The organism is Streptomyces sp. NPDC007983 (assembly GCF_042958345.1).
Classification (GTDB): Bacteria; Actinomycetota; Actinomycetes; order Streptomycetales; family Streptomycetaceae; genus Streptomyces.
The window spans coordinates 156751-170451 of sequence record NZ_JBIBJI010000008.1; the positions used below are offsets into that span (position 1 = coordinate 156751).

At 71.8% G+C, this 13701-nt stretch carries 12 protein-coding genes and 1 pseudogene; 7 read left to right on the top strand and 6 right to left on the bottom strand.

The genetic code is table 11. The annotated features are described in order from the left end of the window. Positions 1-21 precede the first annotated feature (21 nt). The gene (locus tag ACFZCY_RS25300) at positions 22-912 is read right to left on the bottom strand and encodes an FCD domain-containing protein (RefSeq protein ID WP_391177494.1); all 891 of its coding nucleotides are present in this window, start codon (positions 910-912) and stop codon (positions 22-24) included. Between the two features lie 60 nt (positions 913-972). Beyond that, positions 973-2091, bottom strand: coding sequence for a beta-propeller fold lactonase family protein (locus tag ACFZCY_RS25305; RefSeq protein WP_391177496.1), 1119 nt, complete (start codon positions 2089-2091; stop codon positions 973-975). 66 nt (positions 2092-2157) lie between these two features. On the opposite strand from ACFZCY_RS25305, the gene ACFZCY_RS25310 reads away from it, so the two are divergent. The 4 genes from ACFZCY_RS25310 to ACFZCY_RS25325 all read left to right on the top strand — a co-directional run bounded on the left by ACFZCY_RS25310 (position 2158) and on the right by ACFZCY_RS25325 (position 6825). Continuing rightward, a complete protein-coding gene (locus ACFZCY_RS25310) occupies positions 2158-2379 on the top strand; it encodes a hypothetical protein (protein ID WP_391177498.1) in 222 nt (73 codons plus the stop codon). Positions 2380-2616: 237 nt separating this feature from the next. Next, positions 2617-5022 (top strand): glycoside hydrolase family 44 protein, encoded by a 2406-nt coding sequence (locus ACFZCY_RS25315; protein WP_391177501.1) that lies wholly within the window; start codon positions 2617-2619, stop codon positions 5020-5022. A 26-nt stretch (positions 5023-5048) separates the two neighbouring features. Then, positions 5049-6152: a glycosyl hydrolase 53 family protein gene (locus ACFZCY_RS25320; RefSeq protein ID WP_391178298.1), complete on the top strand. Its 1104-nt coding sequence runs from the start codon at positions 5049-5051 to the stop codon at positions 6150-6152. 46 nt (positions 6153-6198) lie between these two features. Then, positions 6199-6825 carry an alpha-ketoglutarate-dependent dioxygenase AlkB gene (locus tag ACFZCY_RS25325; RefSeq protein WP_391177503.1) on the top strand — a complete coding sequence of 209 codons (627 nt, stop codon included), beginning with the start codon at positions 6199-6201 and terminating at the stop codon, positions 6823-6825. Between the two features lie 8 nt (positions 6826-6833). Here the strand turns inward: ACFZCY_RS25325 and ACFZCY_RS25330 are convergent, their stop codons facing one another. Further along, entirely contained in the window at positions 6834-7274 is a 441-nt protein-coding gene (locus ACFZCY_RS25330; protein WP_391177506.1) for a winged helix-turn-helix transcriptional regulator, read from the bottom strand. Positions 7275-7354: 80 nt separating this feature from the next. Here ACFZCY_RS25330 and ACFZCY_RS25335 point away from each other — a divergent pair, with 80 nt between their 5' ends. After that, entirely contained in the window at positions 7355-8116 is a 762-nt protein-coding gene (locus ACFZCY_RS25335; RefSeq protein WP_391177510.1) for an AzlC family ABC transporter permease, read from the top strand. After that, on the top strand, positions 8109-8435 hold the full coding sequence (locus ACFZCY_RS25340; protein WP_391177513.1) for an AzlD domain-containing protein: 327 nt from the start codon (positions 8109-8111) through the stop codon (positions 8433-8435). Before ACFZCY_RS25335 ends, ACFZCY_RS25340 begins: the two co-directional genes overlap by 8 nt. A 42-nt stretch (positions 8436-8477) precedes the next feature. On the opposite strand, the gene ACFZCY_RS25345 is transcribed toward ACFZCY_RS25340, so the two are convergent. The 3 genes and pseudogenes from ACFZCY_RS25345 to ACFZCY_RS25355 all read right to left on the bottom strand — a co-directional run. Further along, positions 8478-9446: an alpha/beta hydrolase fold domain-containing protein gene (locus tag ACFZCY_RS25345; RefSeq protein ID WP_391177516.1), complete on the bottom strand. Its 969-nt coding sequence runs from the start codon at positions 9444-9446 to the stop codon at positions 8478-8480. Between the two features lie 118 nt (positions 9447-9564). Next, positions 9565-9921: a helix-turn-helix domain-containing protein gene (locus ACFZCY_RS25350; protein ID WP_391177518.1), complete on the bottom strand. Its 357-nt coding sequence runs from the start codon at positions 9919-9921 to the stop codon at positions 9565-9567. Positions 9922-10139: 218 nt separating this feature from the next. Further along, positions 10140-10634: pseudogene (locus ACFZCY_RS25355) on the bottom strand (hypothetical protein); the annotation flags it as partial. Positions 10635-10839: 205 nt separating this feature from the next. Here ACFZCY_RS25355 and ACFZCY_RS25360 point away from each other — a divergent pair. Beyond that, a complete protein-coding gene (locus ACFZCY_RS25360) occupies positions 10840-13701 on the top strand; it encodes a BTAD domain-containing putative transcriptional regulator (protein ID WP_391177521.1) in 2862 nt (953 codons plus the stop codon).

Below are 13701 nucleotides of genomic sequence, written 5' to 3' on the forward strand. Positions count from 1 at the left end.
GGACCGCGCGACTGAGGGACGCTACGCCTCGCCGCCGATCCCGGTCTTGAGGGAGCGGACCTTGTCCAGATGGCCCTGCAGGAACGCCGAGGCCTCCTCGATGTCGCCGTTCTCCACCAGGTCCAGCAGGCGCAGATGCTCGCGGGCCTGGTGGGTCAGCCGGGAGCGGTCGACCTGGTGGCGGTACTCGATCAGACGGCGCAGCCGGTTCTGCCGCCGTACGGCGTCCAGCAGGAACTGGTTCCCCGAGCAGCCCACCAGCATCTCGTGGAACGAGGCGTTGACCTGGAACAGTTCGGCCCGGGGCAGCAGCAGGACGTCCCCGCGCAGCAGCGCCTCCTGCTGCCGCCGGTGCCGCGCGAACGCCTCGGTGTCCACGGCGAAGCCGGGCTCCAGCAGCGCCGCGGGCTCGATGATCATCCGAAAGCGGTAACTCTGGTCGTGCGCCTCGACGGTGGTCAGCACATGCTGGAACTCCCAGCCACGGCCCCCGGCCCGCCGGCGCACCAGGTCCTCACCGTCCATCCGCGCCAGCACCCGGTCGGCCTGGCGCGGTGTCAGGTGGTAGCGGCGGCTGATGTCGGCGGCGGTGAACGAGCCGGTGAAGCGGCCGCCGACGTAGTCGTCGGCGATCCGGAAATACGCCTCCTGCTCGATGTCCGTGTCCTCGGACAGATCGGGCCGGGTCAGGGTGGCCGCACTGCGGGACAGGAAGAAGCCGCGGTTCGGGATCCGGGTGAGGATGCCGACCTCGGTGAGGAAGACCATTGCCTTGCGGACGGGGGTGCGCGAGACCTCCAGCGCGTCGGCAGCCCACTGCTCGGTGACGTGGGCCCCTTCCTCGAGGCCGCTGTGGCGGACGAGGTCCACCAGGCGGGTGGCGATGGAGGTGGTCAGGTTCGGCCGCGACATCAGCCCCTGCGCTCTTCACGTGGTGGACGAGGACACTTCATCCTAAGAGGTCCGGACCTCTTACGGTGTCCGCGAGAAGACGACGCACACGGGCGATCCCGTGGACAGCGCCTCGCCGGACGGCCGGAGCGCACCGGTGTCCGCGTCCACGTCGAACGCCATGATGGTGTGGCTGCGCTCGTTGGCGGCGAACAGCCGGCGGCCGTCCGGGCCGAAGCAGAAGAACCGCGGCCGGACGCCCCCGGTCGACTGCCGGCCCACCGGCCGCAGCGTGCCCTCCGCCGCCGAGACCGCGAAGACGCCGATGGTGTCCGGTTCCGGGCCCCCGGGGGTGCTGTCCCCGGCGCCGCCCCGGTTGGAGGCGTAGACGAACCGCCCGTCCGGGGTGACCGCGATCTCGCCGGCGCGGCTGTCCCCGGTCGCCGAGGGCGCCGTACTGGGCAGTGTCTGCACGCTCTCCAGCGCCCCTCGGGCGGCGTCCCACCGGTAGGTGGTCACCGTCGAGCGCAGCTCGTCGATCGTGTACGCGTACGGCAGGCGGGGGTGGAAGCAGATGTGGCGCGGACCGGCCATCTCGCGCGTCGCGGTGTGGGGAACGGGGCCGAAGGACAGCTTCCCGGGCGTGGCGTCCAGGGCCAGCGTGAAGAGGCGGTCCAGCCCCTTGTCCGGCACGACGAGGAAACGCCCGTCCGGAGTGAAGGGCACCTGGTGCGGCTTGGAACCGGTCTGTTCCGTCCGGTGCGGGCCCGGCTCGCCGGGCAGGAGCAGCAGGTCCGTGACCGGCCCGAGCCGGCCGTCCTCCCGCAGCGGCAGGCTGGCCACGCTGCCCGAGGAGTGGTTGGCCACCGCCAGGAAGCGGTTCGACGGGGCCACCGCGAGGTGTGCCGGATTGCGGCCGCCCGTCTCCTGGCGCCCCAGGGCGCTCAGCCGCCCGGTGCCGGGCTCGACGCGGAAGGCGCTGACGTAGGTGAGGTCGCCGTGCACCGCGTACAGATACCGCCGGGTGTGGTCGACGGCCAGGAAGGCCGGATTGTCCAGCTCGACGGTTTGCAGCGGTGTCCAGTGGTCCGCGCCCGGACCGACGTCGTAGACCTCGATGCCCTTGCCCCGGCCGTTCCGCCCGGGCGTCGTCCGCGACCCCACGTAGGCGACGGTGTTCTCGCCGGAAGGCCGTGTCATATCCGCTCCCCGTCCCTGGAGGTGTTCCACGTGGCGGATTGTATCAACCTGCGGTTTGATGCAATAGTGAAAGCTGCAGTCACCGCCGATCTCGCCGACCAGTACGGCGACCGCCTGCGCGTCTGCGACGCGCAGTTCATCTCCTACGGAGCCGTCCGCTCCTTCGCCGGTCCCGTGCGGACCGTCTCCTGTCCCGAGGACAACGCCCTGCTGCACGAACTCCTGCGCACCCCTGGCGACCTCCTCCACGCCGACGAGGACGGAGTCGTCCTGCTGCCGACCGCCTGACCGCGTTCCGTTGATGTCTCCCGCGTCTCAAAAGGTGACGGCCGGGTTCGGTCGAGACGGTTGACACTCCCGCGCGGCTCGCTGACCATGCGCAAGATGGGAGCGCTCCCATCTCCTGCTCCCGTCGTCCTGTCCCTGTCGTCGGCACGGCCGCCCCGAAGGAGACCCACGCGCATGACTCCGAAACCCAGGCCCGTGACTCCGAAACCCAGGCCCGTGACTCCGAGACCGAGGCGCATGACTCCGAGAGCCGCGCCGGCGGCCGTGGTGCTGCTGGTGGCCGCCGCCGGTCTGGCCGGTCCCGGCCAGGCGAGCGCGTTACCGGGCGGGGGAGCGCGCTCCGCCGCCTCCTCCGCCGCCCCGGAAGGCCCCGCCCTCAGCGTCGACACCACCACCGGCCGCAAGGCGATCGACCCGCACATCTACGGGATCAACTTCGCCGACGAGGCGCTGGCCCGGGAACTGCGCCTGCCGGTCCGCCGGTGGGGCGGCAACGCCACCACCCGCTACAACTACAAGCTCGACGCGTACAACGCGGGCGCCGACTGGTACTTCGAGAACCTGTACTACGAGAACGGCACCGCCGACCTGCCGAACGGCTCGGAGGCCGACAAGTTCGTCGAGCAGAACCGCCGCACCGGCACCGACACCGTGCTGACCGTGCCGATGAGCGGCTGGACGACCGCGGCCCGCAACGCCGCCTGCGGCTTCAGCATCGCCAAGTACGGCCCGCAGAAGGCGAACGACGCCCAGTGGCGCCCGGACTGCGGCAACGGTGTGAAGACCGACGGTACGAACGTCACCGGCAACGACCCGGCCGAAACCAGCGTCCCCGCCGGTCCGGAGTTCACCAAGGGCTGGGTGCAGTACCTGAACCGCACCTACGGCACCGCGGACGACGGCGGCGTCCGCTTCTACAACCTCGACAACGAGCCCGATTTGTGGTGGAGCACCCACCGGGACGTCCACCCGCAGGGCACGGGCTATGACGAGATGCGCGACAGCACCTACGCCACCGCCGCCGCCATCAAGGACGCCGACCCGGGGGCGAAGACCCTCGGCCCGGTCGGCTGGGGCTTCAACTCCCTGATCTACTCCGGCCTGGACCAGAAGACCTGCAACGAGAAGGGCGGCGACTGCTGGTCCAACCCGCCCGACCGGGCGGCCCACGGCGGGCAGCTGTTCGCCCCCTGGTACCTCCAGCAGATGAAGGCGTACGAGCAGACGCACGACCGCCGCGTCCTGGACTACTTCGACGAGCACATCTACCCCCAGCAGACCGGGGTGTTCGGCGGCAACGTGGACGAGGCCACCCAGGCCCTGCGGCTGCGCTCCACACGGCAGCTGTGGGACCCCACGTACGTGGACGAGAGCTGGATCAACCAGCCCGTCCAGTTCATCCCGCGCATGCGCTCCCTGGTCGACGAGAACTACCCGGGCACCAAGCTCGCCATCACCGAGTACAACTGGGGCGCGCTGGACCACATCAACGGGGCCCTCGCCCAGGCCGATGTGCTCGGCATCTTCGGCCGGGAGGGGCTGGACCTCGCCACCCTGTGGGATCCGCCCACATCCACCGAGCCGGGCGCCTTCGCCTTCCGCATGTTCCGCAACTACGACGGCAACGGCGGCTCCTTCGGCGACACCGCGGTCCACGCCGCCAGCGCCGACCAGGACAAGCTCGCGGTCTACGCGGCCCAGCGCAGCGGCGACAAGGCGCTGACCGTGATCGTCGTCAACAAGACCACCGGTGATCTGACCGCCCCGGTGTCCGTCACCGGCGGTACCGCCCCGGATGGCGCGGCGCAGGTCTACCGCTACGGCCAGGACGACGTCACCGCGATCAAGCACCTGGCCGATCAGCCGCTGACCGACGGCGGTTTCACCACCACCTTCCCGGCCTACTCCATCACCGAGTACGTCCTGCCCGCCGGATCCTCCGAGGCGAAGCCGCCCACCGCGCCCGGCACCCCGGCCGCCACCGCCGTCGGTCCCGACAGGGCCACCCTCACCTGGGGCGCGTCCACTGCCGGGTCGTCCCCGGTGGCGAGCTACCAGGTGTACTCCGGCGACACCACGGGCGCCCCGGTCGCCACGGTCGACGCCCCCGCCACGAGCGCCACCGTCACCGGACTGTCCCCGGCCACCGCCTACACCTTCCGCGTCGTGGCCAAGGACACCGCGGGCCGCAGCTCCCCGCCATCGGCCCCGGTCCGGGTGACCACCGCCACGGCCCCGGCGGCCACCTGCACGGTCGGCTACGCGGTGGGCAACGACTGGGGCACCGGCTTCACGGCCACCGCCACCATCACCAACAAGGGCCCCGCGCTGAACGGCTGGCGTCTCGGCTTCTCCTTCACCGGCGACCAGAAGGTGACCAACGGCTGGAACGGCACCTGGCGCCAGAACGCCACCGCGGTCACCGTCGACGACGCGGGCTGGAACGCCACCCTGGCCACCGGCGGCTCCACCACGGTCGGCTTCAACGGCTCCTACACCGGCGGCAACCCCGCGCCACGGGACTTCACCCTCAACGGCAAGCCGTGCACCGCCCCGGGCACCGCGGCCGCCGCCCACATCGCGGCCCCGGCCGGCCACGCGCCCGGCGCGGCCGCGGTGCCGGACCGGAGGAGAGCGCGGTGACCGTGTACCGGCCCGGCCCCGGGCGCATGCGCACGCTCGGGGTTGCCCTGCTCGCCGCCGTATTCGCCCTGGCGGCGGCCCTGCTCGCCGTGCCCACGAAGGCGTCCGCCGTGAACGCGCTCAGCATGCGCGGTGCCGATGTGTCGACCGCGCAGCGGGCCCTCGATCTCGGCGCCAGGTACTACGACGCCAACGGCAAGGCCGCGGACCCGCTCGACATCCTCAAGGGCGCCGGGGTGAACTACGTCCGCCTGCGGGTCTGGAACAACCCCGCCAGCGGCTACAACAACAAGGCCAAGGTGCTCGCCTACGCGAAGACGGTCAAGGCCAAGGGCCTCAAGCTGCTGGTCGACTTCCACTACTCGGACACCTGGGCCGACCCGGGGAATCAGCGCAAGCCCGCCGCCTGGGCGAGCCACGGCATCGGCCAGCTGCAGACCGACGTCTACAACTACACCTACGACGTGTGCAACAGCCTCAAGTCCCAGGGCACCGCCCCGGACAGCGTGCAGATCGGCAACGAGATCAACGTCGGGATGCTGTGGAACGACGGCAAGGTGGTCAGCAACGACTTCACCAACCTCAGCCTCCTGCTCAAGGCGGGCTACAACGCCACCAAAGCGTGCAACAGCACCACCAAGGTGATCATCCACACCGCGAACGCGGACAGCGACGCGCATGCGCGGTGGTTCTACGACGGGATCAAGGCGAAGGGCGTCAGCTGGGACATCACCGGGCTGTCGTACTACTGCATGTGGCACGGCTCGCTGTCCACCCTGTACGACGTCGTCGCCGACATGCGGTCCCGGTACGGCAAGGACGTGGTCATCGCCGAGACCGCGTATCCCTTCACCACGGCGAACGCCGACAGCACCGGCAACTCGGTCACCTCCGGCTGCTCGGGCTATCCGCTCACCTGGACGGGCCAGGCCGCCAACTTCACCGACGTCCAGAACACCGCCCGCAACGCCGGTGCGATCGGTGTCTTCTACTGGGAGCCCACCTGGTACGCGGTCCCCGGCAACGGCTGGGATCCGGCCGACATGAACAACAGCGGGGACGGCTGGGACAACATGGCCGTCTTCAACTGGACCGGCCGGCTGAACCCCACCATCAGATGGACGGCATAGCGCAGGTGGTCGCACACACGATCGATTACCTGGGTACACTGCCGGTATGGGCGCGTATCTCCAGGGCTCGCTCTTCGACCAGGCCGACGACGCCGTGCTCGGCCCGCTGCGCGGGGTGCGCAGGACCGAGCTGCGGGACGGCGCCTGGATCGATCTGCTGACCGGATGGCTGCGGGGAGCCGACGACCTGTTCGTGCGGCTCGCCGCCGACGTCCCCTGGAAGGCCGAGCGGCGGCGGATGTACGACCGCACCGTGGACGTTCCGCGGCTGCTCGCCTTCTACGGCGCCGACGACGTCCTGCCCCACCCCGTCCTCACCGAGGCCCGGGACGCGCTCTCCGCGTACTACGCCACCGAACTGGGGGAGCCGTTCACCACGGCCGGGCTGTGCTACTACCGCGACGGCCACGACAGCGTGGCCTGGCACGGCGACCGGACCGGCCGCGGCGGCAGCGAGGACACCATGGTCGCCATCCTGTCCGTGGGCGCGCCACGTGATCTGCTGCTCCGGCCCCGTGGCGGCGGGGCCACCGTGCGGCGGCCGCTCGGACACGGGGATCTCATCGTGATGGGCGGGTCCTGCCAGCGGACCTGGGAGCACGCCATCCCCAAGACCTCGCGGACGACCGGACCGCGGATCAGCATCCAGTTCCGGCCCACCGGCGTGAGCTGACATCGGCGCTATGGGGCCGGCTTGATGTTCTTCATCGTGAAGTGCGAGGTGACGTTCTTGACCCGCGGGATGGTCATGACGTGCTGGCTGAGGAAGGCCTCGTAGGCGGCCAGATCGGCCACGGCCACGCGTACGAAGTAGTCGGGGCTGCCGAACAGCCGGCGCAGTTCGAGGACCTCCCCGGCCTGGGTGAGGGTCCGCTCGAAGTATTCGACGGTCTCCGCGTCCTGGGAGTCGAGAGTGACGTCGAGCAGCACCTCGAAGGACCGCCCCACGGCGGTGGGGTCGATGGCGGCCCGGTAACCACGGATGACGCCGTCGGCCTCCAGCCGCTGGACACGCCTCAGACACGGGCCGGTGGTGAGCCCCACCCGATGGGCCAGCTCGACGTTGGTCAGCCGCCCGTCCCGCTCCAGCTCGGCGATGATTGCGTGATCCATGGCATCCATGACGTAAAGATTGCACGATCACGGGTCCGCCTGGCAATGTTCGCAACCACATGGCGTGCGTTTCGCGAGATCATCGACAGGTGCGACACGACGTTTCCACCCCGATAGCAGTGCCGGACCCCCTGCCGGACCCGGACCCCGCCACCCAGAGGCAACGCATCGCCGCCGGGGTGCGCGATTCCTTCTCCGCCGGGCTCGGAATCTTCCCGCTGGGCATCGCGCTCGGCCTGCTGGTCATCCAGGCCGGTCTGCCGTGGTGGCTCGCCCCCGCGCTGTCCCTGTCCGCGTTCGCCGGGTCCCTGGAACTGCTCCTGGTGGGCATGGTGGCCACCGTCACGCCACTGGCCTCGGTCGCCCTGACCGTCCTGGTGGTCAACTTCCGCCACGTGTTCTACGCCTTCTCGTTCCCCCTCCACCTGGTCAGGAACCCGTTCGCGAAGGCGTACTCCGTCTACGCGATGATCGACGAGGCGTACGCCGTCAGCGCCTCCCTGCCCGAGGCGGAACGCTCCGCACCCCGCCTGCTGGCGATGCAGATCGCCTGCGAGATCTACTGGGTCGGCGGCGAGCTGATCGGTGTCGCCCTGGCGGCGGCCCTGCCCGGGCCGATCAAGGGCCTGGAGTTCGCGCTGTGCGCCCTGTTCACCGTGCTCACGCTGGACGCGTTCCGCTCACGCCAGGAGGTCCCCTCCGTACTGCTGGCCGGAGCCAGTGTGACGGTGGCGCTCGTTCTCACCCCGGGCGTCGCCCTGTTCACCGCGCTGCTGCTGTTCGTGGCCCTGCTGCTGGCCCGCCACATGTTCACCGTCCGCCGCCCCGCCGAGGAGACCGCCGATGCCTAGCACCTCGTACCTGGTCGCCGTCCTCGCGATCGTCTTCACGATCACCCTCGCGCTGCGGGCCGTGCCCTTCGCGGTGCTGCGCACCCTGCGCACCTCGCCGATCGTGCGGCGGCTGTCGGCGTGGATGCCGGTGGGCATCCTCGCGATCCTCGCGGTGACGGCCCTGCACGGCAGCGTCGCCGCCGAACCGCACACCACGCCGTATGCGCTGCTCGCAGTGGCCGCCACCGCGGGCGTCCACCTCGCCCTCGGCCGCCGCACGATCCTGAGCGTCGGCATCGGCACCGCCGTCTACGTGGCGCTCGTCAACGCCCTCTGAGCCGCGAGGCGTTGCCCGGGCCGTCCCGGCGCTTCGCCGAAACTAGCCGTGCAGCGCGGTGCGCAGCGTGTCCGCGGCGAGCGTGATGGCCGCCTGCGCGGCGGGTGTCCCGCGCAGCGCGTTGAGCATGACGAAGTCGTGGATGACGCCCTGGAAGCGCACCGCGGTGACGGGGACACCGGCCGCGCGCAGCTTGTTCGCGTACGCCTCGCCCTCGTCGCGCAGGACATCGGCCTCCGCGGTGATGACGAGGGCGGCGGGCAGCCCGGTGAGCTGCTCGGTGGTGGCCCGTAGCGGGGAGGCGGTGATCTCGGCGCGTTCGCCCTCGTCGGTGGTGTACTGGTCCCAGAACCAGCGCATGCCGTCGCGGCGCAGGAAGTAGCCCGTGGCGAACTGGTGGTACGAGTCGGTGTCGAAGGCCGCGTCCGTGACCGGGTAGAACAGCACCTGCCGGCGCAGGGGCACATCGCCGCGTTCCTTGGCCATCAGGGTCAGCGCGGCGGACATGTTGCCGCCGACCGAGTCCCCGGCCACCGCCAGCCGGGTGCCGTCCAGGCCCTTGCCCGCGCCGTCCCGGACGATCCACCGGGCGACCGCGTAGTTCTGCTCGATGGCGACCGGGTAGCGGGCCTCGGGGGAGAGGTCGTACTCGGGGAACACCACGGCGGCGTCCGCGCCGACGGCGAGTTCGCGCACCAGGCGGTCGTGGGTGTGGGCGTTGCCGAACACCCAGCCCGCGCCGTGGATGTAGAGGATCACCGGCAGTGTCCCGGCGGCGCCGGACGGCTTGACGATACGGACCCGGACGCTGCCGGTGGGGCCACCGGTGACGGTGATCCACTCCTCCTCGACATCCGGTTTGCCGATCTCGCCGGACTGCACCTCGTCGACGGCCTTGCGGCCCTCGGCCGGGTCGAGGTCGAACAGGTACGGCGGGTTGGCGGTCGCCTCCGCGAAGGCGGCCGCCGCCGGTTCCAGGACCGGCTGGACCGGCCTGATGCCGTCGGACATGTGTCACTCCTTGAAGCTGTGGGGTCGTACGCCGGTGGAAACCAGACAGAGTGGTTCCGGCGGCGAAGGGGGAGGGGGCTCGTGCGGTCGCCCGGCACAAAGACTCGTCGGCAGGACGCTAGGCGCGATGCCGCGCCCCGCCTTGACCAGGGGCGCACGCCTTGTCGTCCATGAGCGCACCGGCCGGGTCCACGAGGGCCGCGGGGTCGCGCCCATCGATCGCGCGGTCGTGGGCGCCCACCGGCTCCCGCCACAGCGCCTGCCATTCGCGGGGGGACATTCCGTAGGCGGCCCGGAAGACCCGGCTGAAATGGGCCGGGCTGATGAATCCCCAGTGCTGGGCCACGGCGGCGACCGTCCGGCTCGACCGGCCGCCGCGCGCCAGCTCTTTCCGGCATTCCTCCAGCCGCCGCTGCCGGATCCACCGGCCGACCGTGGTGCGCTGTTCCTGGAAAAGCTTGTGCAGATAGCGCACGGAGATTCCGTGCTGCCGCGCGATGGTTTCCGGCGAAGCCCGGAATCCGCCAGGTGTTTGTTGATGAACGCGTACACGCGGGCCAGATGCGCGCGGTCCGCCCCGGCGCGCCGGTCCTGCATGTCGCGCGTGCCGAGCGCGTCGAGTGTGCCCGTCGCGAGCGTGGCCAGCAGATCCAGCAGGGTGCGGGCGATCTGCCGCCGGATGTGCCACGGGTGGGGACCGGCGCCGCCCGCGAGACGGGAGATGATGGGCAACAGCATGGCCGACAGCGCCGTGTCGGCGCCGATGGGCAGCGCGGTGAGGCGGCGCAGCTCGGGTTCGGGCAGCCCCAGCGCCCCGCGCGGCACCGCGATGACCGTCGCCCGGTACGCCTCCGGCATGACCAGGGTGAAGGGGCGCGAGGCGTCGTAGAAGGCCATGGCTCCGGGCATGAGCGATCCCGCGCGGCCGTCCTGATGGACCGTGCAGATCCCGTCTTCCTGCAGACGGGCCATCAGGAAGTCGCGGCCGTCCGCGGCAATGTGCGCCGGATTACGGGAAATCGTGAGCGGATCCGAATCGATCGCGGCTATTCGCACCGGGTCGAGTTCTTCGGTCGTGATGCGGGCCGACCATCGGTCCGGCCTCTCCAGGTGCGTATCGATGGAGAGAAGAGCGCGCGACAGGGCGCCGCTCCAATGCGCCCGTTTGTCGTCCGGCGGAAGCGTCACCGGACAATGCAGGGCGTGCCCGGCGGATAACCTGCGCTCGGCAGGCGGTTCGCCGTTCAATTCCCGCCCTCTGGCGCATTCTTGTACACCACGCAGTCCTCCTCGGGTACCGTTCGCGGTCGGTGTGGAGAGCGTAGGTTCATGCGGTGAAAGAAGAGTGAAAACGGGGGCGCGTCCGGTCCCGGTGCCCCCGGCGGGTGAGTCCTTGCGGTTCGAGATCCTGGGGCCGATGCGCGCCTGGCGGTCGACGGCCGAGCTGGATCTGGGGGTTCCGCAGCAACGGGCCCTGCTGGGCCTGCTGCTGATACGGGCCGGGGAACAGCTGCGGCTGAGCGAGATCGTCGACGTACTGTGGGCGGAGCGGCCTCCCGCCACTGCCGTGAACGTGGTCCACCGGTACGTCGGCCTGCTGCGGCGGCTGCTGGAGCCGGAGCTGCCGCCCCGGGCGGCGGGCAGTCTGCTGCCGCGCGAAGCGGGCGGCTACCGGCTGCTGGTGGCGCCGGACTCGGTGGATCTGCTGCGCCACCGCGACCTCGCGCACCGGGCCGGACAGGCCGCCGACAGCGGTCAACTCGAAGCGGCACTGGGGCTGTTCACGGACGCCCTCGCCCTCTGGCGGGGCCCGGTCGCCACGGGCGTCCCGGAGCGGGTGCGCCGTCATCCGGTGTTCACCGGTCTCGACCGCGAGTACCTGGACACCGTGGCCGGGGCCGCCGACGTGGCGCTGCGCTGCGACCGGGCGGAGCGCGTGGTCGGACCGCTCCGGCAGGCCGTCGCCCTCGATCGGCTGGACGAACCGCTGCACGCCCGGCTCGTCCTGGCCCTGGCCGCCTCCGGGCACCGTGCCCAGGCCCTGGCCGTCTACGGCGACATCCGCACCCGGCTGGCCGAGGACCTGGACGTCCCGCCGGGCCCTGAACTGCGCGCGGCCCACCAGCGGGCGACCGGCGCAGCGTTACGAAATTCCAGGCCCGCAAGGGAGCGGCAGCCACCCTGGGTACGGCCCGCCCAACTCCCCGCCGACCTCGCGGTGTTCTCCGGGCGCCGGGCGGAACTCGACCAGCTGCTCGCCATGCTGCCCGGCACCGGACAGCCCACGGGCACCGGACAGCCCGCCGGCACCGGACACCCCACCGGCGCCGCCACCGCCGCCGTCATCAGCGGCATGGCGGGGGTCGGCAAGAGCACCCTGGCGGTGCACTGGGCGCACCGGATCGCCGACCGGTTCCCCGACGGACAGCTGTACCTCAACCTGCGCGGCTTCGACCCCGGCGGGCCGCCCACCCAGCCCGCGGAGGCCATCGCCGGAATGCTGCACGCCCTGGGCGTGCCCCCGCGCCACCTGCCCACCGGGCTGGACGCCCAGGCCGCGCTGTACCGCAGCCTGCTCGCCGGCCGGCGCGTCCTCGTCGTGCTGGACAACGCCCGCGACCACGACCAGGTCCGTCCGCTGCTCCCCGGCGGCCCCGGCTGCCTGGCCCTCGTCACCAGCCGCAGCCAGCTGCCGGGCCTGGTCGCCTCGGACGGGGCCGTGCCGGTGCCGCTGCGCCTGCCGCCCGCCGACGACGCCCGCGCCTCGCTGGTGCGGCGCATCGGCCACGAGCGGGCCGCCGCCGAGCCCCGGGCCGTGGAGGACATCGTCGAGCTGTGCGGCCGGCTCCCGCTGGCGCTCGCCATCGTCGCCGCCCGTGCCGCCCTCCACCCCGGCTTCCCGCTGGCCGCCGTCGCCACCGAACTCCGCCGCACCCACGGCAGCCTCGACGCCTTCGCCGACACCGGGAGCGCCATCGACGCCCGCGCCGCGTTCTCCTGGTCCTACGACGCCCTGTCCGCCGATGCGGCCCGCGCCTTCCGGCTGCTGGCCCTGCACCCCGGCCCTGACCTCACCGCCGCCGCGGCGGCGAGCCTCACCGGCCTGCCCCCGCGCCGCACCCGCACCCTGCTGGCCGAACTCACCCGGGCCCATCTCCTCACCGAACACAGCTGGGGCCGCTACGCCTTCCACGACCTGGTGCGCGCGTACGCCACCGAACTCGTCGAGGACCAGGACACCGACGCCACCCGCCACTCCGCGCTGCACCGGATGCTCGACCACTACGTCCACACCGCCCACCCGGCCGCACTGCTGCTCTCCCCGGACGCCGACCTCATACCGCCGGGCCCGGCGCTGCCCGGTGTCACGCCCGAAGCCCTCACCGGCGACCGGCAGGCCCTGGACTGGCTCACCGCCGAGTACACCGGGCTGCTCCCGGCGCTGGAACGGGCCGCCGCGTCCGGGTTCGACGCCCACCTCTGCCGGCTGGCCTGGGCCCTGGAGGCGTTCTTCGACCGGCGCGGACACTGGCACGACTGGCACACCGCCCAGCGCGCCGCGCTGGACGCGGCCCGACGGCTGGCAGACCCGGAGTGGGAAGCCTTCGCGACACGCTCCCTCGCCCGCGTCGACGGCAGGCTCGGCCACTACGCCGAGGCGCGGACCCGCCTGGACCGGGCCGCCGAGGCGTTCGACCGGCTGGGCGACACCGTCCGGCTCGCCAACACCCACCGCAGCCTGGGCTGGACCTCCGACCAGCAGGGCGATCTCACCGCGGCCCTCGCCCACAACCAGCGGGCCCTGGACCTCTTCCGGGCGGCGGGCCACCGCGCCGCCGAGGCCCGTGTCCTCAACGCGGTGGGCTGGTACCTGTCCCTGCTGGGCCGGTACGACCAGGCCCTCACCCACTGCGAGCGGGCCCTCGTCATGATGCGGGAAACCGGCGACCGCTACGGCGAGGCCGCCACCTGGGACAGCGTCGGCCACGCACACCACCATCTCGGCCAGTACAAACAGGCGGTCATCGGCTTCCACAACGCCCTCACCGTGTACCGGGAACTCAGGGTGCCGTACCAGGAAGCCGACACCCTGGCCCGCCTCGGCGACACCCACCACGCGACGGGGGACCACACCACCGCCCGGGACACCTGGCAGCAGGCCCTGACGCTCTTCACCGAGCTGGGACGGCCCGACGAGGCCGAACAGGTCCGCGCCCGGATGCGGGACCGGACACGCGAACGCGGCCTCGCCTGA

Excerpts from the sequence above, each read along its gene's own strand:
- ACFZCY_RS25300 (WP_391177494.1), bottom strand. The coding sequence starts at position 912 with ATGTCGCGGCCGAACCTGACCACCTCCATCGCCACCCGCCTGGTGGAC.
- ACFZCY_RS25305 (WP_391177496.1), bottom strand. The coding sequence starts at position 2,091 with ATGACACGGCCTTCCGGCGAGAACACCGTCGCCTACGTGGGGTCGCGG.
- ACFZCY_RS25315 (WP_391177501.1), top strand. The coding sequence starts at position 2,617 with ATGACTCCGAGAGCCGCGCCGGCGGCCGTGGTGCTGCTGGTGGCCGCC.
- ACFZCY_RS25320 (WP_391178298.1), top strand. The coding sequence starts at position 5,049 with ATGCGCACGCTCGGGGTTGCCCTGCTCGCCGCCGTATTCGCCCTGGCG.
- ACFZCY_RS25325 (WP_391177503.1), top strand. The coding sequence starts at position 6,199 with ATGGGCGCGTATCTCCAGGGCTCGCTCTTCGACCAGGCCGACGACGCC.
- ACFZCY_RS25330 (WP_391177506.1), bottom strand. The coding sequence starts at position 7,274 with ATGGATGCCATGGATCACGCAATCATCGCCGAGCTGGAGCGGGACGGG.
- ACFZCY_RS25340 (WP_391177513.1), top strand. The coding sequence starts at position 8,109 with ATGCCTAGCACCTCGTACCTGGTCGCCGTCCTCGCGATCGTCTTCACG.
- ACFZCY_RS25345 (WP_391177516.1), bottom strand. The coding sequence starts at position 9,446 with ATGTCCGACGGCATCAGGCCGGTCCAGCCGGTCCTGGAACCGGCGGCG.